16 protein-coding genes are annotated in these 22,671 nt (G+C 44.3%); 3 read left to right on the forward strand and 13 right to left on the reverse strand.

Going from position 1 to position 22,671, the window contains the following annotated elements; genetic code table 11:
- Positions 1-42 precede the first annotated feature (42 nt).
- Complete coding sequence (locus tag MKY23_RS21855) at positions 43-786, forward strand: SDR family oxidoreductase (RefSeq protein WP_339832200.1); 744 nt, start codon at positions 43-45, stop codon at positions 784-786.
- Positions 783-1,709, forward strand: a complete 927-nt coding sequence (locus MKY23_RS21860) for an EamA family transporter (protein WP_339832202.1) — start codon at positions 783-785, stop codon at positions 1,707-1,709. The genes MKY23_RS21855 and MKY23_RS21860 overlap by 4 nt, the downstream gene beginning before the upstream one ends.
- A gap of 54 nt (positions 1,710-1,763) precedes the next feature.
- On the opposite strand, the gene MKY23_RS21865 is transcribed toward MKY23_RS21860, so the two are convergent.
- From MKY23_RS21865 to MKY23_RS21920, 12 genes are all read right to left on the reverse strand, one after another.
- Entirely contained in the window at positions 1,764-5,114 is a 3,351-nt protein-coding gene (locus MKY23_RS21865; protein WP_339832204.1) for an SIR2 family protein, read from the reverse strand.
- Between the two features lie 219 nt (positions 5,115-5,333).
- Positions 5,334-7,511, reverse strand: a complete 2,178-nt coding sequence (locus MKY23_RS21870) for a UvrD-helicase domain-containing protein (protein ID WP_339832206.1) — start codon at positions 7,509-7,511, stop codon at positions 5,334-5,336.
- Between the two features lie 226 nt (positions 7,512-7,737).
- Positions 7,738-9,573 carry an ABC transporter ATP-binding protein gene (locus MKY23_RS21875; protein WP_090915568.1) on the reverse strand — a complete coding sequence of 612 codons (1,836 nt, stop codon included), beginning with the start codon at positions 9,571-9,573 and terminating at the stop codon, positions 7,738-7,740.
- Positions 9,574-9,611: 38 nt separating this feature from the next.
- Positions 9,612-10,910: an NCS2 family permease gene (locus MKY23_RS21880; RefSeq protein ID WP_339832209.1), complete on the reverse strand. Its 1,299-nt coding sequence runs from the start codon at positions 10,908-10,910 to the stop codon at positions 9,612-9,614.
- A 204-nt stretch (positions 10,911-11,114) separates the two neighbouring features.
- Positions 11,115-11,873, reverse strand: a complete 759-nt coding sequence (locus tag MKY23_RS21885; RefSeq protein ID WP_090915572.1) for a tRNA threonylcarbamoyladenosine dehydratase — start codon at positions 11,871-11,873, stop codon at positions 11,115-11,117.
- Positions 11,874-11,891: 18 nt separating this feature from the next.
- Positions 11,892-13,670: an aspartate--tRNA ligase gene (gene aspS / locus MKY23_RS21890; RefSeq protein ID WP_154983393.1), complete on the reverse strand. Its 1,779-nt coding sequence runs from the start codon at positions 13,668-13,670 to the stop codon at positions 11,892-11,894.
- Between the two features lie 190 nt (positions 13,671-13,860).
- Positions 13,861-15,114 (reverse strand): histidine--tRNA ligase, encoded by a 1,254-nt coding sequence (gene hisS / locus MKY23_RS21895; RefSeq protein ID WP_154887502.1) that lies wholly within the window; start codon positions 15,112-15,114, stop codon positions 13,861-13,863.
- Between the two features lie 969 nt (positions 15,115-16,083).
- Positions 16,084-16,530 (reverse strand): hypothetical protein, encoded by a 447-nt coding sequence (locus MKY23_RS21900; protein ID WP_090915576.1) that lies wholly within the window; start codon positions 16,528-16,530, stop codon positions 16,084-16,086.
- 72 nt (positions 16,531-16,602) lie between these two features.
- Positions 16,603-17,109: a type 1 glutamine amidotransferase domain-containing protein gene (locus MKY23_RS21905; protein WP_339832212.1), complete on the reverse strand. Its 507-nt coding sequence runs from the start codon at positions 17,107-17,109 to the stop codon at positions 16,603-16,605.
- A 252-nt stretch (positions 17,110-17,361) separates the two neighbouring features.
- A complete protein-coding gene (locus MKY23_RS21910) occupies positions 17,362-17,529 on the reverse strand; it encodes a hypothetical protein (RefSeq protein ID WP_167375617.1) in 168 nt (55 codons plus the stop codon).
- A 103-nt stretch (positions 17,530-17,632) separates the two neighbouring features.
- The gene (gene dtd, locus MKY23_RS21915) at positions 17,633-18,082 is read right to left on the reverse strand and encodes a D-aminoacyl-tRNA deacylase (protein ID WP_154958002.1); all 450 of its coding nucleotides are present in this window, start codon (positions 18,080-18,082) and stop codon (positions 17,633-17,635) included.
- A 12-nt stretch (positions 18,083-18,094) separates the two neighbouring features.
- Positions 18,095-20,272, reverse strand: coding sequence for a bifunctional (p)ppGpp synthetase/guanosine-3',5'-bis(diphosphate) 3'-pyrophosphohydrolase (locus tag MKY23_RS21920; RefSeq protein WP_090915582.1), 2,178 nt, complete (start codon positions 20,270-20,272; stop codon positions 18,095-18,097).
- A 314-nt stretch (positions 20,273-20,586) separates the two neighbouring features.
- Here MKY23_RS21920 and uraA point away from each other — a divergent pair, with 314 nt between their 5' ends.
- Positions 20,587-21,903: a uracil permease gene (uraA, locus tag MKY23_RS21925; RefSeq protein WP_154983397.1), complete on the forward strand. Its 1,317-nt coding sequence runs from the start codon at positions 20,587-20,589 to the stop codon at positions 21,901-21,903.
- Between the two features lie 218 nt (positions 21,904-22,121).
- Here uraA and MKY23_RS21930 read toward each other — a convergent pair whose 3' ends face one another.
- A complete protein-coding gene (locus MKY23_RS21930) occupies positions 22,122-22,637 on the reverse strand; it encodes an adenine phosphoribosyltransferase (RefSeq protein ID WP_090915586.1) in 516 nt (171 codons plus the stop codon).
- Positions 22,638-22,671: the final 34 nt, after the last annotated feature.

Genomic DNA, 22,671 nt, shown 5'->3' on the forward strand with positions numbered 1-22,671 from the left:
TTCGTAATTCAATGGTTGAAAACAAAAGAAGGAGTGTTCGAAATGACATACTGGACCAATAGAGTGGTTTTAATTACAGGCGGAGGAACAGGTATAGGCCGCGCGGTCAGTACCTTGCTGGCTGAACGCGGTGCACGGGTCGCATTGAACTATTCTCGATCACAGCAGGCCGCAGAAGAAACCGTTCAGCATATCCTGAATCAAGGCGGGCAAGCATTTTCCATTCAGGGGAATATTGCAAATGATAAAGAGGTTCGCCAAATGGTCGCAAAAGTAACCGAAATCTATGGCCCCATCACCGACCTTGTAAATAATGCGGGCATGACCCATCATATCCCCCTCAGCGATCTGGAAGCTGTCACAGATGATATCTGGAACGAACTGATGGATGTGAATGTGAAAGGTATGTTTCATTGTGCTCGTGCCGTAACCGAAGGAATGAAGCAGGCCGGTGGAGGTGCCATTGTAAATATGGGCAGTATTGCCGGCAGCACCGGTTCGGGTTCATCTCTTCCATACGCCGTATCCAAAGCAGCAGTACATGGTCTGACTTTATCTCTAGCCCATGCACTCTCCCCGCTCATACGTGTAAATGCCATCATTCCTGGAGCTGTCTCCACACGTTGGTGGGCTGGCAATGAGGAACGAATGCACCAACTCGGTGGACAATTGTTACTACAGCAAATCGCTCAGCCAGAGGACATCGCCCACATGGTCTGCGCTGCTCTTGAACAGCGGTCCATGACAGGACAACTTATTACTGTCGATGGAGGACAGACATTATGAGCGCAACAATTCATAATCCGGCTAGAGCGAAACGCGTACCAGCTTCCTTAAAACCAGTCAAATACGTCGTATTGATTATCGTGACAACGCTCATTATGGGAACTTCTTTTCCTGTAGGTAAAATAGGACTCAGTTACGCACCACCTTTTCTATTGATGGGCTTGCGGTACATCCTTGCTGGGGGTTTGATGGCACTGGCCCTGCGTAAGCACCCCTTACCGAGGGGATGGCGATCTTGGGGTAAAATCATGCTCATCGGTTTGTTTCAATCCGCCGGGGTGATGGGTTGCGCCTATTACAGCATGAACTGGATTTCATCCGGTGAATCGGCCATTATTACATTTACGAATCCATTGATCGTCATTGTTCTCAGTGCGTTACTATATAACCTGAGATATCGATTAAGCCAGTGGATTGGCGTAATTGTTGGGTTTGTCGGCATTTTGCTTACCTTTGGATGGCATATGAGTTTCACCCCCGGAACCTGGATCGGATTTGGCGGAGCGATGTTGTTTGCCGTATCCACACTGCTGATTAAGCGCTGGGGTGGTGGATATGATACGTTCGTGCTTACGGCTTATCAGATGCTCGCCGGAGGTGTAGCATTGCTTCTGCTAAGTGTATGGACGGAGCAGCCTCATTTTACAATAACTCCAGTCTCCCTCTTATCGTTGTTATATCTAACGCTGATTTGTTCCATCATGCAGTTTTCCCTCTGGTTTTATCTATTACAGCACAGTGATCCCGCCCAGACCAGCAGTTACCTGTTTCTCGCACCGTTCTTCGGTGTGCTTTCAAGCTGGGTTTTGTTAGGTGAGGAGGTTCAATGGTTTGTCGGGGCTGGAGGCGTACTCATCGGGGTAGGGATCTATCTGGTGAACCAGCATTCTTCAGATAAATGGATAAAAAATAATCAAAAGTAAATTATTCCTTTACTTTTGATTATTAGTGAGATTAGAGAAAAATAATCTTGAAAACTATTCTTTTAGCCATGATGGAATTTCCATGCCTGATAATTGTACATTCTTAAATCTCTCGTAATACGACATACCATTTGGATCAGAAACGAAATTACCTCTAGTCAATAGACCAATGACCAAATGTCCCTCTGGGTCGCCTTTCAAGGCTAACTGACTCCACCAGTCAAGAACTCGGGTAAAATCGTTGATTTTATTAAGTAATTTAATACATTCTTCTTGTTTTATTATATAGATATTTAACAATAAGTTATTAATAATAGCAAAAGGTTCATCTTTTTTCAATGATGGTGCTAATAATTCTTCCTGACTTGGTATATCCTTATCGGAAATTTCACCTCTTCTAAGCATAAAGGATAGATTTGATCCTGAAATTGTCCCCCCACATTTAAATGCTAACAAAAATGCTTCTTTACTTAATTCATACTGTTTTTCAATATAAGCTTCAAAACCTATAGAGTTAATCTCCCCAAGGAAATGTTCACTATGATTTTCGCTCAATTTTTCTAAAACTTGTTTAATATCCAGGAACACTTCTAATGCTTCTTTTAAATTACCTAGCCCCTTTAAGCATTCGCTTTTATACATCCTGTATATGTATTCAAAGGACATGTCATCTACATCTGTAGTAATGTAATATGTTGTCTTTACTAATTCAAGTGTTATAAGTGACTCCTGATATTTCTTTATATCACATAATCCCATTGCCTTTCCTAGTAAAGATTTTCTTGCTAAGATTTTTAAATCATGTTCTGTCTCATCTTTTAAATTAACATACAGAGAATTTAGTTCTTTAACCGCTCTATTCGTTTCCCCTACTATCCCTAGAGTTATAGCTTTTTCATAATAACTGGATTGGATTAATTCGTTCAAAACCACATCATTTTTACTGAGATTTCTAAATTTCCTGATAACTTCTTTAAAAACCTCCATCGCTTTTGAGTGTTCCTCTAAGTTATTTAAGTTAAGCCCTTTGTTGAATAATGCGAATGCTACATATCTTTTCACTTGTAATTCTTTAGTTCTCTTTACTTTGTCAATGAAGGTATCAATAACTTGATTAGATAATTCATATTCTTTTTCTTGTCCTAAAGCGAATATTTTCCCTAAATAAGATTTTCCTAACAAATCAATATTAGAAATATCAGGCTTAACTATGGTAGATATAATATCATCGTATACAGTCAATGCTTCTTTGAAACGCCCCATAGCGACATATGACTCAGCTTTCTGAAGTTGCTCAGTATCTGATATCTGTTCTAACTGGCTATAGTACTTGTTAATTCTTTCATACATTTTAATCGCTTCAGTCCGATTCCCTATATTGTCCAAATAACGTCCTTTACTCATCATTGCGTTTGCTGCAATTTCTTTTAATGTTGATTCTTCTTCATCGGTATACCTCTTGGTGATTTCATCAAGTGTATCTAACACATCATTATGTCGCTGAAGTTTTGTTAATGTCTCACCCTTATTTTTAAGTGATCTAGCTACTGTTTCTTTAATCTTATATTCTTCACTCTCACCAAATAAATCTAACAATTCGTCGTAAACCTCTAGTTCTTTATCTAATAAGTTATTTGAGTTATAGAACATTGATTTAAAAAATAATGAAAGGCAAAGTAAATATTGCATTTTGGAATCATTATCATTGGAATATTTAAGTTTGAATTCATCTAAAACTTTTATAGATTCGGATAGGTTATTGTTTTGAAATAAATACATTGCTTTCTTTAAGTATGAGGATGCTAAGATATTTCTAACCTTCTGTACCTTAATATTTGAATATTTATGAATTATATAATCTTGGTTTTGAATTGCCTCCTCTAAATTTTGCAAGGCTTCATAAGTAAGAGCTTTATGAAATAATGAGTACACTATATAGTAGACGTATCTCTTGCCTGTGAAATTTGAAATCACTTCATCATACACCCTTAAAGCTTCACTAAAAAGACCCTGATCTCGCAATACATCCGCTTTACCCACTAATGCTTCACAAATTACTTTATTAATTTCGTATATATCTGCACTTTTAATGTTCTTTTCAAGTAATTGCATAGAAATTTTCACTATTAAATCGTACCCTCTAAAATTATCGTATATCTTATCAGAAGCAGATAAGATAACATCTAACAATTCCGTATGCTCTTGAAAATTAAATATTGAGTAATTATAATTCTTTTGAACTTTGTTGATTACTTCCTCATACTGGGATTTCTTTAAAAGTTCTTTTAGCTCTTCTAAAAATAAATTAGTGGTGTATTCTTTGCTCTCCTTAGCCCGTAGTAGCCTATCAATGACTTCTTTGAAAAAGTATTGCCCCTCTTCATCTCTACTCAAATTATCGCTGGCTATAGAATTATTTATTGTTTTCACGTAGAATCCAATTGGATCTCTTGTAATTTCTGGAGATTCAATATTAAATTTATTAATGAATTGTTCAAAAACTTCTTTAGCTTCGAGAACGCTATTATCTTTTTCCACATCTTTAACTCCAAGTAAGATTTGATCTAAATCTTCCTCATGTCGTTGTTCATTGTTAGAGCTAGGAACAACAAATTTAACATCACTATTCTCTCGAAGCCACCTTGGCAATGATTCTATATCATTTTCAGAATAGCAGAACCAATATAAATTGAAGGGCAGAGGGCTTTCGAGTCTCCTTTCTAAAGCCTGCATAAAAACATCCTTTTCCCATCCACTGTATCCAATAACTATCGGAATACGTCTATAGAGCAATGAATCTATAAAGAATGACATAGTACGATTAGTATTTAATTGACGTTCTGCCCTCTCAATTATTTCTCCGCTTAAATTACAACAATCATAAAACCAGTATGTACCATGAATATGAACAATTTGAATTTCATTGTTTTCAGAATCTATTTTTTCTACTGTATGCGGATGATCTGAAACAATATGTTGTATACCAAACATATTTAAAGATCTAGACAAGAAATCATCGAAATTGGTAGTTATAACCATATTTGTTACCACTTTTTGAGAGAGTAGATGAGCTAACTTGATATTAGCTAGATTAATCGGTTGATTATGAAGAATACTCTTAATGTAATTCTGTCTCTGAAATCTATTAGGGTAGGCTAGTTCAAACCAATCAGAATATGCATCCTGTACAGTGGATTCACTCATTGCATGTGCTCTATTATACTTCAATGCATGTTCTTTACAATGAGTTATGATATCTCTAGCCAAAGGTGCACTAGGATAAGATATCCCAGCTCCCACCATAAAGAAGAAAGGAGATTTTTTATTCAAGTATAACATTTCATCACAGACTTGTTTGATTTCAAGTATGCCATCATCTAATGTAATCTTTTTAATTTTTTCCATAGCAAGTACATCTCCCAATTTTTCATCTTATAATAGAGATTTTACCATTTAAATTATAGTTATTCTAGACAATTTCCAGATAAACATTCATTTCAATCTGTGCACAAAATAAAGAACCACCTAATATAAAGTGGTTCTTTACAATTATTGCTCTCAGTGTAACTTTATTCATTTTAAGAATACTCAATATAAAACAGTAAATCTTCTAATCAATCAAATTCACATCCCAGGCCAGCCTTGAATCGTAACCTGTTCACCTTCGGGATTATGCGTTGCCGCGGCATACGCCGGCATGCTGCCATTGTGGAATAACCACAATTCGTGCAGAGCCCGTGTACAGCCGACATAGAGCAGCTTCGCATCACCGGCGCCAGGCAAATAGTGCTGCTGATCAACATCAGCCACGATAGCCGCATCGAATTCAAGCCCTTTGGACAGATACACTGGCAAAATGGAATGTCCGCCGCTGTACTGCTTTTTGCCGCCATCGATCAGGTTCAAATCCCAGCCCGTTGCCTGCAACTCACGGTGAAGCTCCTCGGCTTCATGCAATGTTCGCGTGAGGATGGACACCGTCCGATAATCTTTCGCGGTAAGCATCTTCAGCGCCCGCTCTAAACTCCCCGTCCGTCCTTCACTCCCGTATGCAAGCGTACGCACCGGATCACCGCTCCGGAACACGGGAATCGCCGTAATCCCACTCTTCACGCCTTGCTCCAGGATGGTATTGGCATAATCAATAATTTCCATCGTGGAACGATAGCTCCGGGTTAAGGCAAAATACGCATTCTGTTCCTCTGGAAACAGTGAACTCATCTCTTCCCAAGCATGAACACCACGGTACTCATGAATACCTTGAGACAAGTCTCCCAGAATAGTAAAAGAATGTCCTTTCACAAACTGATCCAGCAGCGCAACATGAAATGGCGAGAAATCCTGGGCTTCGTCAATGACAACGTGGTCAAAACGCTCCGCTCCTTCAATGTCATGCACCAACGTATGGATATAAACCAGTGCCGGAAGATCCTCTTCCCGAATGACATCTTGTTTCAGGTCTGCACCGGTTTGTTTCATGATCGCTTTGGGTATCAAGCTACTTAGCTCAGCAGGCACAGACCCGCCTTTTGCCGCCTTGAACAGTTGTTTATACAACGTCAGCGGATTGTACTCAGGCCACTTTTTGGCATAGGATTTCTCCCGGGTTGCTGCCTTTTTCTTACGTTCTTTACGTACCGTTTCTGGCATGGGCTTTTTCAATTCCATCTCGATCCAGCGGTGAACCCGTGCCATGACCCTTTCTTTGCGTTTGGCCAGCGGATAATATTTGTACTCCGTCCCAAACCAGCTATCGATTTCCTGTTTACTGAGCACCGCACCGTCCCATGGACTGAAATCACCATCCGGCACAGATGCTTCTTCCATCCCAGACAACCACTCCCGGATCAGTTCCATGAAACGAATTGAGCCTTTGTAACGTCCAGGGACATCATCATTCAGTTCAGGCCGAGTAGCAGGGGTTTCGAACCACGTCTGCAACGTCTCTGACGCATCTGCAAGCGGCATATCCAGCCCTAGCAGATTCATCGCCCAATCGGGAAAGGTTTGCTGCTGAATATCCCCTACACCAAGCTCTGGCAATACATCGGAGATGTAATCCAGAAACATATGGTTGGGTGCAAAAATAACCATTTTCTCCGCCGACACCTGCTCCTTGTACTGGTACAGCAAAAAAGCAAGGCGATGCAGGGCCACTGTGGTTTTCCCTGATCCGGCGACCCCCTGAATGATCAATGCGGTGTTTCTCGCCGCCCGAATGATCTGATCTTGCTCAGCCTGGATCGTGGATACGATGTCCCGCAGCTTATTGTCCTTGTTTTCACCAAGGCGGTACACGAGGAATTCATCGGATACGGCCGGCTGGTCACTGTCCCGGTTATACGTATCTGCCACACGTTCCAGTATGCGCTGACGAATCACGACATTTCGTTTCAAATACACCAAACCTTCAATCAGCCCTTCAGGGGCTTCATACGTTGCGGAGGCTTCCCCTCCGGTAAAAGAGTAAAACAGGCTCGCGACAGGAGCGCGCCAATCGATGACAAGCGGATGCTCACCGATCTCTTCGCGGTCTACGCCGATTTTGCCAATATACAGCGGTTTCCGTTCACCACTGCCCTGCTCTTCGAAATCCAAGCGTCCGAAATAGGGTTGTTGCGCGCTCTTGGACAAGGCATTCCGGCGTTCTTCACGTCCGGCTTCCAGCACTTGTTCCGTGAAATCGTGGCCGGTGTACACCGGAAAGTTCCGCAGCCGTGTAAGCTGACGATCCACTTCTTCCATCGTTCGCGCTAACCTGTACTCTTCTTCTTGATAGGCACTTTGAAAGCTGTCTGACATGTTTCAGTTACCTCCTAAGAATATATGTTTGCTCTGCATCGCTGTAGATCGCGCAATACAAAAGGATACCCAATATATCACAAAGGGCAACTGAAAGCCATATCCATTTTCCATATGAACAAATCAAACCATGAAGTCCTTGCCAAAAAAAGAAGGACTCTGCTGAATGGTACCTTCACAGGTATCGCAGAAATCCTTCATTCCTCATCCCTTTATTTGTCGAGCGCTACTCTTTGTTTTGTATTTCCCCATTGCTGCTTGTACTACCTTCTCCATCCTGTGCCACAAACTGTTTTTGCGCCAGTTCACGATAAACGGGATGTGTGTTGATTAATTCTGCGTGAGTTCCCGTTCCAGTCACATGACCATGTTCTAATACTACAATCTGATCTGAATCCACTACAGTGGACAATCGATGTGCAATGACAATGGTGGTTCTACCCTCCATCAGATTGGATAACGCCTGTTGAACTTCGTATTCGGATGTACTGTCCAGACTGGAGGTGGCTTCATCCAGCATCAGAATATCCGGGCTACGCAACAACGCACGGGCTATGGCGATCCGTTGACGCTGGCCCCCCGATAACTTCATTCCGCGTTCACCCACTTCAGTGTCAAAGCCTTGTGGCAGTTTGTCGATAAAGTCAGCCGAATAGGCCATCTCCGCGGCTCTTCTGATCTCCTCCATCGTCACTTCACGATTGAGACCATACGTGATATTGTCTTTAATCGTACCTGCCATCAGTGGGCTTTCTTGTGATACATAACCAATTTTGCTACGCCAGGAAGCGAGTGAATACGTTGTGATCTCTTCTCCCCCATACGAAATGTGACCCGAATCAGGCAAGTAAAACTGCTCCAGTAAGGAGAACAACGTAGACTTACCACTTCCGCTCGGACCCACAATGGCTGTTACTTTGCGAGTCGGCACCGTTAGATTAATGCCATGCAACACTTCTTCGCCTGTAACATAAGAGAAATGCACATCGTGAAACGCAATTGTTTCATTGCCTTGGGGAGCCAGCTTTGTGTTATGATCCGGTTCTTCCTCATCCGCAAGAATCGCCTGGATGCGTTCGGTAGCACCTACGACTTTTTGCAAACGTGAATACAGCGTTGTGAACTGCCCCATAGGCATTATAACTTGGAAAAGTAGCAGAATGAACGCAACCAGTTCCCCCGGCGACAATATCCCCGAAGCAACCCGCATCCCTCCGACACCAAGAATAACGACGAGCACAGCCGTCATAACAAAAGTAAACAAAGGCCCGATCAACGCCAGAATGCGTGCTTCCTGTAATCCAAAAGCGAACATTTTACGAATGCGGGAATCTCCCGCCTCCGATTCCTGCTTCTCGGTTCCGTACGCTTTGACCAAACGAATTTCACTAATCACCTGACTGAGCACCGACGTCAGTCCAGCCATCTCATCCTGCTGTTTTTTGGAGATTTTGTACATTTTTCTGCCGACTGGCAACAAGATCAGCATGGTCAGCGGTACCAAGCTCAGAATGATGAGTGACATTACCCAGTCCAGATAAAAGAGCAGTGCCACCCCACCGATTACCGCAACGATGTTAGAAACAAATGATACGAGATAATCCGCAATTAATGTCATAATCTGACTGGTGTCATTGGTGATGCGGCTCATTGTATCCCCCGTACGATTGCGGTCGAAGTATGGCATACGGAGGGACAGTACCTTGTTCCACAGCTTGGTGCGGAGCGTCGCCACGACACGTTGCCCGGCATAATTCAACATATAGATGCTAATTCCTGAAGCAATGGCTTGGATCACAAACGCCCCGAGTAGCAGAAATATAACGGATTTATTTAGAGCTGATGTGGTCAGTCCGTCAATGAGACCTTTGGTCATTAAAGGAACGATGAGTCCAGCCGTCGTTTGAATCAATGTCAAGATGAGGGCGACGGTCAGGATCAATTTTGGTGGATTTGTGGAAGCGATCAGTCTAACAAAATCCTTGAATCCTTTTGTTCCGACTTTCGGTTTATTCGACTCCGAGTGTTGCTGTTGCTGTTCTTGCATTCCCTGTTCTTCCATCCATCTTCCTCCCGTTCTCTATCTCATCACTTTTTGTTTTACAAAATACCATGCAATACAAAGTTCGCCAGGAACAGAATCGAAATGCCATACATAACGACAGGCACTTCTTTTCCTTTTCCAGCGGCCAGTTTGGCCAGCGGATACGCGATAAAGCCAAAGGCCATTCCATCCACAATGCTATATGTAAAAGGAATCATGACCATGATCAGAAACGCCGGAAATGCTTCGGTAAAATCGCTGAAATCCATATCTCTGACACCCTGTACCATCAAACCACCGATGATGATCAAAATAGGGGCAATCGCACTGTCGGGAATATACCCGAGCAGCGGAATGAAGAAAAAGGTCGCGCCGAACAGCACAGCTGTTACCAGCGGAGTCAAACCCGTACGGCCACCTGCCGCGATGCCCGCTGTAGTCTCCGCTGCCGCTACCGGCGGACTGCTACCCAAGATACCAGCCAGCACCGTGCTAACCGACAGTGCACGCAGACTGCCCTTGAAACGTTCCGGACGACCAATCATATTCGTTTGCGCGGTGATGAGCCCGATATTTTCAAACACAACTATTAATAACAGTAGAAAAACAGCAATCCAGAATGCAATATCCGCCAGTTTCATCAGAGATAATTCACCAAACAGACCGCCATATTGCCGCAGTGCTTCCATGGCAGATACCGCTTCACCGGGATGTACCGCTCCGAGCACATAAGCAAGTCCTGTCCCAATTAAAATGCTGATGAGCAAACCGCCTTGCACATTTCGAATAAATAAAATAACGGCGAGCACAAGTGTTACACATGCCGTAATGACATTGGGATCATTGAAGTGCCCGATGGCAACAAAGGTTGTCTGATGAGAAATCACAATGCTGCTCTTTTGCAATCCGATAAAGGTTAGAAACAATCCAATTCCAACCGTGATGCCATGCTGCAGATTTTTTGGAATCGCTTCGCTGATCATTTTATATAACGACGTAAAGGCAACGACAGCAAATAAAGCACCAGTTACAGCCACTACAGCCAGTGCTTCCTGCCAAGTCAGTTTCATCGAGTGCACAAGCGTGTATGTGAAAAATGCGTTAATTCCCATGCCGGGCACTACAACAATCGGTGATTTACCCCCAAAAGCCATCAGTAAACATCCTACAATGGATGTGAGCAATGTACCTACCATGGCCGCCTGCAACGGCATCCCCGCATCGGAAAGAATCTTGGCATTCACCATCACAATATAAACGACCGCAAAATAGGATATGGCGCCAGCCACAATTTCCTTCTTCCACTGATCTTCTGGTTCCATGCCCAGTTGTCTGGACAACCACCCGTGTTTCATTTGTTCTGTTTCCCCTCTCTGGCCGCAAAACATTATGTATATATCATCATTTCGCGCAGCAAAACATATCATACACCGTTTTCAAAGTGAAGTACATGACGTAATCCTGACATATCGGCACCAAAAAACGCAGGTGCTCATAGCACCCGCGCTTTATTTGTGTATCTGTATACGATGTGGCTTAATTTGATCTGTTGTTTCGGCTTATGCCTCTGACTTCTCTGCTTTTTCAAGCAAGTCTTTCACGGCAACACTGACCATAATCAGACCAGCTACCGGCGGGACAAAAGCGTTACTTGCCGGCGGCTGTTTCGCTTTGCGAATCTCCGGCGCATTCTCTGGAACGATCTTTTGCGTCACGTCTGCACGTGGCTTCAATGGCTCCTCGGTGGAGAATACTACCTTCACGCCCTTTTTGATGCCGTCTTTGCGCAACTTGGTGCGCACTACACGGGCAATCGGGTCCATGGACGTTTTCGAAATATCCGCAACCTGGAATTTCGTCGGGTCCATTTTATTCGCAGCGCCCATGCTGGAGATGATCGGAATTTTGCGTTTAAGACACTCTTTAATGAGATGTATTTTGTAGATAATCGTATCGGAAGCATCCAGTACATAATCCAGATCGTACTTGAACAATTCCTCATACGTTTCTTCCGTATAAAACATGTTCAGCGCAATGGCGTCACATTCCGGATTGATCAATTTCACACGTTCTACCATCAAGTCGGCTTTTTTCTGACCTACTGTCGTGGTAAGTGCATGAATTTGCCGGTTGATGTTAGTGATATCCACTACATCTTTGTCAATCAGGATGATCCGGCCAACGCCGCTGCGGGCAAGTGCTTCTACAGCAATCCCGCCCACACCGCCGATGCCAAGTACGGCTACCGTGCTATTTCTGAGCGTATTCAGACCTTCAGGTCCGATCGCAAGCTCTGTTCTTGAAAATTGATGGAGCATTGAAAATCGATGCCTCCTTTATTTCTTTTCCGCGACAGGTTTACGGGCTACACGGATGTGAAGTTGTTCGAGTTGAGATCCATCCACTTCGGATGGTGCATTCATCAACAGATCAGTTGCACTTGCCGTTTTCGGGAAAGCAATGGTTTCACGCAGATTTGTGCGTCCTGCCAGCAACATCACGAGACGGTCCAGACCAAAGGCGATACCGCCATGTGGTGGTGTACCATATTCGAATGCTTCGAGCAAATAACCGAATTTATCATTAGCCACTTCTGGCGTAAGTCCGAGCGCAGCAAACATTTTTTCTTGTACATCACGTTTGTAGATACGCATCGAACCGCCACCAACTTCATAACCGTTCAGTACAAGGTCATAGGCTTGAGCGCGGATTGCACCCGGATCTGTGTCGAATAGATGTACATCTTCGTCTTTTGGACGTGTGAACGGATGGTGTTCCGCCACATAACGTTTCGCTTCTTCATCATAGCCGAGCAGCGGGAAGTCCACAACCCAAGCAAACTTGAATTTGCTGTCATCGATCAGACCGAGTTGACGTCCGATTTTCAGACGCAGAGCACCGAGAACATCAGCAACCACTTTTTTCGTGTCAGCGGAGAAGAGCAACAAGTCGCCTTCTTCGGCGCCTGTACGTTCTTTAACAGCTTCAATCTCTTCTGGCGTAAAGAACTTCACAATTGGCCCTTTGAACTCGCCGTCTTTCACTTGAATCCACGCCAGACCTTTGGCACCGTAACGGGCAGCGAACGGTCCGAGATCGTCGATCTCTTTACGGCTCCATGTACCACAGCCTTTGGCGTTCAGTACTTTCACTTCGCCGCCTTTCTCAATGACGGAAGCAAATACTTTCACACCGCTGTTTGCTACGATATCGTTCATTTCCACCAGTTCCATGCCAAAACGCAGATCCGGTTTGTCTGAACCGTATTTACCCATCGCATCAGCATACGTAATCCGTTGGAAAGGCAGCTCCAGCTCAATACCTTTTGTTTCACGAAGCAATTTCGCCATCAATTCTTCCATCATCGGCAACAGGTCATCTTGTTGCAAGAAGGACGTCTCGATGTCGACTTGAGTGAATTCCGGTTGACGGTCTGCACGCAAGTCCTCATCACGGAAACAACGTGCGATTTGGTAGTAACGCTCAAGTCCACCAACCATCAACAATTGTTTGTAGATTTGTGGGGATTGTGGAAGAGCGAAAAATTCACCTTCATGCACACGGCTTGGTACGAGATAGTCACGCGCACCTTCCGGCGAGCTCTTGGTCAAGATTGGTGTTTCTACCTCAACGAACTCTTCTCCGTCCAGGTAATCACGGAACACTTTAGACGCTTTGGAACGCAGTTTTAAGGTTTCGAACATTTCTGGACGACGCAGGTCCAGGTAACGATATTTCAAACGCAGGGATTCATCTACCTCAACGCCATCTTCGATGAAGAATGGAGGTGTTTTGGCTGCATTCAACACTTCGATTTCGGTAATTTGAACTTCGATCTCGCCTGTTGGCAAGTTTTTGTTTACGGTCTCTGCATCACGTTTAACCACTTTACCTGTTACCGCAATGACATATTCACTGCGTACACGATCTGCGATTTGCAATGCTTCACCGGAATATGCCGGGTTAAACACAACTTGTACAATTCCGCTGCGGTCGCGCAGATCGATGAAGAGTACGCCCCCCAGGTCACGGCGGGTCTGTACCCAGCCGTTCAATGTTACTGTTTCACCGATATGTGCGTTTGTTAATGCGCCGCAATGATGACTTCTTTTCATAACCAAACTCCTCTTATGTTAAATTTCCGTTCTGTGTAAGACAAGCTTATAGCATGCCACCCACAATCCGGTTACGTGAAGATTTATTATTCGAAAGGCATCCTGTCTCTGGAGATTACCATCCGTACAACCGGAATCCTTTCACCATAGCCACTTGCCGATTCTACAATTGTCATTCCATGGTAGGTTCTTAATTATTTCCGCGTACCGTAGCAACCAGATCATCCAGTTTCACGGTCTGCTGCTCACCTGTATCCATCGCTTTGAGTGATATCTCGCCACGCTCCAGTTCGTCATCCCCAAGGATCGCCGTATAGCGAGCTTTGAAACGGTCAGCCGATTTCATCTGTGCTTTCATCTTACGGCCCAGATAATCACGCTCACCAGATAAGCCGGATTGACGTAACTTGAACAACAGTCGATTGACCTCACGATCCGCTGACTCACCAAGAGCGACGAAATATACGTCGAGCGGAGCCAGTGTTGTTACTTCAATATTCTGGTGCTCCAGAATGAGCTGAATACGCTCCAGACCAATACCAAAGCCGATGCCCGGCTGATCCGGTCCGCCAATATCGCCAACCAGACCGTTATATCTGCCGCCCCCACCAACGGTATCAATGGCTCCAATGCCTTGTGCTTTTAGCTCAAATGCAGTCAGGGTGTAATAATCCAGCCCTCTCACCAGACGGTTGTTCACCGCGTAGTCTACGCCGAAATCGTCCAGGTACGCTTGTAGTTTAGCAAAATGACTCAATGATTCTTCATCCAGGCTGTCCAAGATGGACGGAGCCCCAACGAATTTATCCTGATCCACCTTACAATCCAGTACACGTAACGGGTTACGCTCCATCCGGGATTGGCAGTCTTTGCAAAGTGTATCTTTCATTGGTCTAAGGAAACCCAGCAGTGTCTCGCGGTATTCCGCCCGACTAGTTGCATTCCCCACCGAGTTGATTTCCACTTTGACATCCTTTAGGCCAAGCTCCACACACAATTGATAACCAAGTGCAATAACTTCAGCATCAATTGCCGGATCAACTGCACCAAGAGCTTCTACACCGAACTGGTGGAACTGACGCTGACGACCAGCCTGCGGACGCTCATACCTGAACATCGGACCGATATAATACAGCTTGCTCACATCCGGTTCGCCATATAGCTTATTTTCTACGTAAGCACGAACTACGCCAGCTGTTCCTTCCGGACGAAGTGTCATACTACGGTTGCCCTTGTCATCAAAGGTATACATTTCTTTCTCAACGATATCTGTCGTTTCTCCTACGCCGCGTACAAACAAAGACGTTTGCTCAAAGATCGGCGTGCGAATCTCGCGATAATTAAAACGTCGACACAGATCCCGTGCTTTTTCTTCTACATACTGCCACTTCTCCACTACACCAGGCAGCAAATCCTGTGTTCCTGTCGGTTTCTGAAAACCCATCTGTATCCCTCCAGCATTGATTTTCTCTGTAAACGTTAAGATATTCCACGAGTCCCACTACGCGGACAGAATAACCTTTCAATCGCTGTTATCCCCAAATTTTTTTGAATAAAACTTTAAAATGTTAAAATTCGGTGATAAAGGCGAACGCTTCGCTTTTCCAGGTTTTTTCTGTCCTCTCCGTTCTTCGTGTAAATCTCATATCTTAACTTGAAAACAAAAAAATCCCTCGCCCTGTGTGCTTATCAAAAGCAAACAAAGGGACGAGAGATTGTATATACATTCACCCGTGGTACCACCCACATTCCGGAAGCCTGAGCCTGTAGCCGTTCAGGTTATTGCTATTACATCAGGATGTTTTCAATGCTACATCCAGATCAACAGCTCTTCCGCTCTACGTTTAACGCACGTCATGCGCAGGCCGGCTACTAAGATCCGCAGATTCTCTCTGCCTTGTTCGCCGTCTGTTCTCGGGGAAGTCATTCGTCCGCTCATCAAGAGAATCCTTACAGCCTTGGGGATTCCTCTCTGGTCATGTGGGTACGGAGTACTTGGTCCCGTCATCAAATCAGTCATATGTTTCAAAAAAACGACTTTTGTTGACTACAGTCAACGTATTATTTTCTGATTGTAATGAACCGCAGTACTAAAGTCAAGGGCTAACATCCTAAGATAGAAAAAAAACAGAAAAAAATAACCTGCACACGGTGTGCAGGTTCAAAGGATATATAAAAAAAGGGGGTCATGTCTGTTATTATAAACGCACATTGTTAAAGGCTTGTGTTACTAATATTACAGGAATATTACAAAAATGATAGCGCTTTAATATTTGTTTTTCCCACAACATCTTTTCTTTTTCGCCAGCACATTTGGAGTATGCAACAAATCTTCGCATATAATTAAAAGCCCTTACGTCTTCCCGGCAATTGAAGACCGGGCAACGTAAGGGCTAGCTTAATATCTATTGATTTAATCGAGTTCTTCCACATAGGCATGGTTAGAGCGAAGCTTATGAACAATCGCATCATAATCCTCATCTCTTACTTTGGCAGACAGAACATAATGCAGGTCACTATAATCGGCCGAAGTCACATCTGAGGCATCCAGCATATCTCCGTCCTCGTTCACTCTGTTGCGGGGATCGCGTTCAGTGTCACGATTGACATCAGTGACAACTGGAATTACATTTTCGCTAGCTGGAACCCCAGGAGCTGCCCCTACACCCATAGCACCGTTCGTGCCTACACCACCAGCCGTATTATAAGGAACTAGTGGAACCATAACTCGTGTATCCCTGCCAATGGCAGCATCCAGTTGACCTACTTCAAGCTGCTCGGTATGGAACGTCAATAGTGAAGTTCTTGCACCCTCTGCCTCGTCCTCGGTTCGAAAATACGCCTGAATATGTTTTGCCATGTCAAACCCTCCTTTATGGAATAAAATATATCATTAGAATGCCATTATCCAATTTAATTTACCCTTTTATGATCATATTACTTTCATTAATTCCCGAACAAATGCTGGTTCATCTTCAGGTGTACGGGATGTAATATAGTTCCCGTCCACAACCGCTTCATGATCCTTGAAGTCGGCTCCTGCATTGACCATGTCATCTTTCAACGGGGGATAGGATGTAATTGTGCGTCCCTTGAGCAAATCTGCGCTAGCCAAAATTTGTGGACCGTGGCAGATCGCAGCGATTGGTTTGTTCGCAGCATTAATGTCCGTAACAAACTTCAATATATTTGCGTCTGTTCGCAAATTTTCCGGCGACGACCCACCCGGAATAACGACAGCATCATAATCTGACGCATGAACCTCTGAGATCGCTTTGTCCGTCGTGTAGGAAGCCTTACCTCCCTTGCCTTGAAGCGTTTCACCGGCTTTTAGCCCGATAATGTGTACCTCATGTCCAGCCTTCTTCACCTCATCGTACGGAACCTTCATTTCTGAATCCTCAAACTCATTTGCAAGCAAAAAAGCAACTTTACTCATGATCTATGGTCTCCTTTCCGTATTCGAATGTGATTAAACCTAGAGAGATTGATTCTATCCTTTGGCACGTCTTTTGTGCCTCGTTTTGTTATTACCCCAAGGAGTGCCTTTTATAACAATCCATACATTTTGAATTGATTTCGCGACCTGCCTCCGTGAAGATGAAATGCTGAAACATAACAGCAAAAAGCCCCGGATTGTCAAACAACCGGGGCTTTTTGCATAACTATTTTGTTTTATTACATGATTAAGCTATGGTCGCGGATGATGCTCCTGCCTGTCTTTATCTGATGTTTGCAACATCCACAATGTGGACACATGAGCAGCGGCAGAGCGGGCAAGTTGAAGTGACTCCGCCAGATTGCCAGGCATCATTAGCGGCTCGTTCTGGTTCTTGGTTACTTTTGCAGATTGGCGCATAATTAAGAGAAACTCCTTTGGTCAACAAAGTTACAAGTACAATGTAATACCAACGTTTACTTCTCTCTCATTATGACCCCTTCATTGCGCATTTATGCGAACCTCAGTCTCGCGAAGGACTTTCTAACATAAGGGTAACCGGTCCCCAGTTCGTAAACGTAACATCCATCATCGCTCCGAAACGTCCCGTTTCCACCTGAATCCCTTTATCCCGCAACAACTGATTAAACGTTTCATACAAACGTTCAGCTGCTTCTGGACGAGCCGCCGCAACAAAGCTTGGGCGTTTGCCTTTACGACAATCACCATACAGCGTAAACTGTGACACGGACAGAACCGCACCACCTACATCCAGCAAGCTGAGATTCATCTTTTCCTGTTCATCCTCGAAAATGCGAAGCCCGCTAATTTTATCTGCCAAGTAAATCGCATCTTTCTCCGTGTCATCATGAGTTATGCCTACAAGCAGCATTAAACCGGATTCGATTCTGCCTGTCAATTCATCTCCCACGGTTACCTGAGCCTCTTTACAGCGTTGTACCAGCACTCTCATCTTACGGACTCCTTACTGCATAATTCGGTGTACAGAATAAACATCCTTCACCCGTTTGATTCGTTCCACAACGGCATGCAAATGATCTGTATTACGAATCAGAATGGTGACGTGCACCAATGCTAATTTATTTTTATCCGTCCGTCCGGTGACAGCAGATATATTTGTTTTACTTTCGGAAACAGCCTGAAGCACCTCGTTGAGCAGTCCATTGCGATCATGACCTGTAATCTCAATATCGACACTGTAGCTCGATTCGATATTCTCTTCCCACTCGACTTCAATTACCCGTGCTGCCTCTTCTCCATCCGCACTTGTAGGGATATTTGGACAGTCACTGCGGTGAACAGAAACGCCGCGGCCGCGTGTAACATAACCGATAATGTCATCTCCAGGCACAGGGTTACAGCACCTCGCAAAGCGAACCAGCAGGTTATCAATGCCTTTGACACGAATACCGTTGGTTGGTCTGTTTCTGCGTTCAGGAGCCGGCTTCAGTTCACGCATCTCGGAATTCAGTTCCAGCAGATTGGATTCTTCCTGCTCTTTACGGAGCTTCTCCGTTGCTTTTGTGACGATCTGAGCGGCTGTAATCCCGCCAAAACCAACCGCCGCTAACATATCATCGATATCATTAAACGCAAATTTCTTGGCCGCTTCCATTAGCTTGTCATCAGTCATCCACGCAGAAGGATCAAGTCCCATACGTTTCAGCTCTCGCTCGCAGCTCTCCCGGCCTTTTTCTACGTTCTCTTCACGACGTTCCTTCTTGAACCATTGTTTGATCTTCGCCCTTGCATGAGAAGATTTCGCAATTTTCAACCAGTCCTGACTTGGACCATAAGAATGCTTGGAAGTTAAAATTTCGATAATATCGCCCGTTTTGAGATGATAGTCGAGCGGAACAATTCGGCCGTTTACTTTGGCACCAATGGTTCGATTTCCCACCTCGGTATGAATGCGGTAGGCAAAATCTAGCGGTACGGAGCCACTTGGCAATTCAATGACTTCCCCTTTTGGCGTAAATACAAACACCAGATCGGAGAAGAAATCCATTTTGAGCGATTCGACAAATTCGGAAGCATCCTGCGCTTCATTTTGAAGTTCAAGAATTTCCCGGAAAAAGGTGATTTTATCTTCAAACTGAGGCCCTGCCGCAGTTCCTTCTTTATAAGCCCAGTGTGCCGCGATACCAAACTCGGCTGTACGGTGCATATCCCAGGTACGAATCTGTACTTCGGTTGGCTCCCCGTTAGGCCCCACCACGGTTGTGTGCAAGGACTGATACATATTGGCTTTTGGCATGGCAATATAATCCTTGAATCGTCCAGGCATCGGCTTCCATAGTGTGTGGATAATGCCGAGCGTAGCATAACAATCCTTGATATTATCCACAATAATACGAATCGCAAGCAGGTCATAAATCTCGTTAAACTGCTTGTTCTTGGTCGTCATTTTTTTGAACACACTATAGATATGTTTCGGGCGGCCAGACAAGTCTGCTTGAATGCCCATCTCTTCGAGCTTACTTGTAATGCCGTCCATTACCGTGTCGATGTACTGCTCACGTTCTGCACGTTTCTTATGCATCAGATTTGCAATACGGTAATATTGTTGCGGGTTCAAATAACGGAGGGCGATGTCCTCCATTTCCCATTTGATCGCAGAGATCCCCAAACGGTTTGCAATCGGACAGAAAATCTCCAGTGTCTCATACGAGATCCGGCGCTGGCTTTCTTCCGACTGAAATTTGAGGGTCCGCATGTTATGCAGACGGTCAGCCAATTTAATCACGATGACACGGATGTCCTGCGCCATGGCGATGAACATTTTGCGGTAGTTCTCGTTCTGCTGTTCTTCCTTGGAGCGAAACTGGATGCGTTCCAGCTTCGTCAAGCCGTCAACAAGCATGGCACACGTATTGCCGAAATGAGTGCGGATCTCTTCAAGCGACACCGTAGTGTCCTCTACTACATCATGAAGAAGTGCTGCAATAATGGAGATGGTGTCCATCTGCATATTCACAACAATGTCGGCAACCGCAAGCGGATGCAGAATATACGGTTCTCCCGATTTTCGCGTCTGTCCGTGGTGAGCCTGATCAGCAAATTCGTAAGCTTCTCGTATGCGCACCAGATCGGGTTCTTTGATATACGCCCCGGCCTTCTCGAGTAATTGCTCTATGCCCATTCTGATCTGTTCCGTGTCCTTTCTATACAAAATGGAACCCGTGACAATACATCAACACAGGTTCCCCGTAAAAGTAATTTCCTATAATTATGACGCCTTGCCCGTTTCCCGTCAACTGCTGACGAATAAGAGCATTTATCCAATTTTTAAAAAGTCTCAGTTGTTATCCATTATTGCCGATATTTGCTGAAATAGAAGGGAAATTTGAGAAAATAAGTGATTTACAGTCCAATCCTGAAAATTGTTATTGCTAATTTGAAAGAAACTCTGTAATCTATTGAAAGTTTGTGTATCGGAAAAGGAGATGAGATTCGTTGCAACGCGAAATTCAAGTTAATCAGAAGATGCCTTTTGGCCCAGGTGCATTATTGAGTTTGCAACATTTGTTCGCTATGTTTGGCAGTACAGTACTTGTACCTAACTTGTTCGGAGTGGACCCTAGCATGATTCTGTTGATGAACGGAATTGGTACGCTACTGTACATTCTGATGTGTAAAGGAAAAATCCCCGCATATCTCGGATCAAGCTTTGCTTTTATTGCACCGGTTATGGCTGTTTTGAAAGGCCATCCAGAGAATGGTTACTCCATGGCTCTCGCAGCTTTTATCGTAACAGGTGTTGTGTTCTGCCTCGTAGCACTCATCATTAAATATGCCGGCACAAGCTGGATTAATGTTGTATTTCCTCCAGCAGTAATGGGCGCGATCGTTGCCTTGATTGGTCTGGAGCTTGTACCTGTCGCCGCCGGAATGGCGGGTCTCATTAATTCTGACCCTGTGAACAACCCCGGTTGGGTTCCTCAAGCCAAACCTATTATTTTATCCATGGTCACGTTAGGAATCACCGTCATCGGTGCTGTAACCTTCCGCGGCTTTCCTAAAATTATTCATATCCTGATCGGTATTGTATCCGGTTATGCCCTCGGGTACTTTTTAAAAGAAGTGAACACAGATAAAATTGCTAACGCAGATTTCCTCTCTCTGCCAACCATAACTACACCTACATTTGATTGGTCCGTCATCTTCACGATTTTACCGGTAGCACTCGTCGTTATCGTCGAACATATCGGGCATCTACTTGTCACCAGTAGCATTGTGGGCAAAGATTTGTCCAAAGACCCTGGACTGCATCGTTCCTTGCTTGGTAATGGTGTGTCTACAATTCTATCCGGTTTCGTGGGGTCCACACCGAATACAACATATGGCGAAAACATCGGTGTTATGGCTCTGACTCGTGTCTACTCCATCTATGTTATCGGTGGTGCAGCGGTCATTGCCATCCTGCTCTCTTTCTCCGGCACGTTCTCAGCACTTATTGCGAACATTCCAGTACCGGTTATGGGTGGTGTCTCCCTGCTTCTGTTCGGAGTCATTGCGGCTTCCGGTCTACGCATCTTGGTTGAACAAAAAGTGGATTTCGCCAAACCAACAAATCTGCTTCTGACTACACTCGTATTAGTTATCGGACTTAGCGGTACGGAAGTTTCCTTCTATGGTGTGCATCTGAAAGGCATGGCGCTGGCTACGATTGCCGGAATGCTTCTCAGTCTGTTGTTCAAATTGTTTGAGGTACTTGGTTTATTGAACGAAGACAGTAAGAAACAACCAATTATCGAAAAAACACCTGACTAAGCATCACACGAAAAAAATGCAAGTTCGCGTTTGCTTTATCTCAATATAGAGAACGTATTTCTTCTTCAAAAAAAGTAAATTCAAAAAGCCTGCCTCCCCAACTTAAGACGTTGGAGAAGCAGGCTTTTTGCTAATCATTAATGCTGTATATTATTTCCCGGGAAACTTGGGAAGTCAACTTTCATAACTCACAGCAACTCATAAGTTTTGATTTACGTTTAGTAGTTCATCAACGTAAATACACTCATATTCTCAGGCAATTTGCCGCGGCCATTCAGATCTGTCAATTCAATCAGGAATGCAGCACCTACCACATTACCGCCCAATTGTTCAATCAGATTAATGGAAGTTGCAATGGTTCCACCCGTTGCGAGCAGATCATCTGCGATCAGGACATTTTGCCCTTTCTCGATTGCATCTGTATGCATTGCAAGTGTATCCTTGCCATATTCGAGATCATACCCTGCTTCGATTGTCGCTCCAGGCAATTTTCCACTTTTGCGAATTGGAGCAAAACCAACGCCAAGAGCGTATGCCAGTGGGGCGCCCACAACGAAACCGCGTGCTTCAGGTCCAGCAATGACATCAATTTTCAGTTCAGATACCATCTGTTTCAGTTCATTGATCGCATTGCGGTACATTTCTCCATCTTTCAACAATGTTGTAATGTCCTTGAAGCTGATTCCCGGTTGTGGAAAGTCAGGAATGACACGAATATACTCTTTAAAATCCAAAATAATCTCCTCCTAAAATAAATACACAAACTTC

Origin of the sequence: Paenibacillus sp. FSL R7-0272, from assembly GCF_037969905.1 — a bacterium.
Lineage (GTDB): Bacteria > Bacillota > Bacilli > Paenibacillales > Paenibacillaceae > Paenibacillus > Paenibacillus polysaccharolyticus.

What these genes read in the sequence shown, in the direction of transcription:
- MKY23_RS21855 (WP_339832200.1), top strand. Translation starts at nt 43, where the DNA reads ATGACATACTGGACCAATAGAGTGGTTTTAATTACAGGCGGAGGAACA.
- MKY23_RS21860 (WP_339832202.1), top strand. Translation starts at nt 783, where the DNA reads ATGAGCGCAACAATTCATAATCCGGCTAGAGCGAAACGCGTACCAGCT.
- MKY23_RS21865 (WP_339832204.1), bottom strand. Translation starts at nt 5,114, where the DNA reads ATGGAAAAAATTAAAAAGATTACATTAGATGATGGCATACTTGAAATC.
- MKY23_RS21870 (WP_339832206.1), bottom strand. Translation starts at nt 7,511, where the DNA reads ATGTCAGACAGCTTTCAAAGTGCCTATCAAGAAGAAGAGTACAGGTTA.
- MKY23_RS21875 (WP_090915568.1), bottom strand. Translation starts at nt 9,573, where the DNA reads ATGGAAGAACAGGGAATGCAAGAACAGCAACAGCAACACTCGGAGTCG.
- MKY23_RS21880 (WP_339832209.1), bottom strand. Translation starts at nt 10,910, where the DNA reads ATGAAACACGGGTGGTTGTCCAGACAACTGGGCATGGAACCAGAAGAT.
- MKY23_RS21885 (WP_090915572.1), bottom strand. Translation starts at nt 11,873, where the DNA reads ATGCTCCATCAATTTTCAAGAACAGAGCTTGCGATCGGACCTGAAGGT.
- aspS (WP_154983393.1), bottom strand. Translation starts at nt 13,670, where the DNA reads ATGAAAAGAAGTCATCATTGCGGCGCATTAACAAACGCACATATCGGT.
- hisS (WP_154887502.1), bottom strand. Translation starts at nt 15,114, where the DNA reads ATGGGTTTTCAGAAACCGACAGGAACACAGGATTTGCTGCCTGGTGTA.
- MKY23_RS21900 (WP_090915576.1), bottom strand. Translation starts at nt 16,530, where the DNA reads ATGGCAAAACATATTCAGGCGTATTTTCGAACCGAGGACGAGGCAGAG.
- MKY23_RS21905 (WP_339832212.1), bottom strand. Translation starts at nt 17,109, where the DNA reads ATGAGTAAAGTTGCTTTTTTGCTTGCAAATGAGTTTGAGGATTCAGAA.
- MKY23_RS21910 (WP_167375617.1), bottom strand. Translation starts at nt 17,529, where the DNA reads ATGCGCCAATCTGCAAAAGTAACCAAGAACCAGAACGAGCCGCTAATG.
- dtd (WP_154958002.1), bottom strand. Translation starts at nt 18,082, where the DNA reads ATGAGAGTGCTGGTACAACGCTGTAAAGAGGCTCAGGTAACCGTGGGA.
- MKY23_RS21920 (WP_090915582.1), bottom strand. Translation starts at nt 20,272, where the DNA reads ATGGGCATAGAGCAATTACTCGAGAAGGCCGGGGCGTATATCAAAGAA.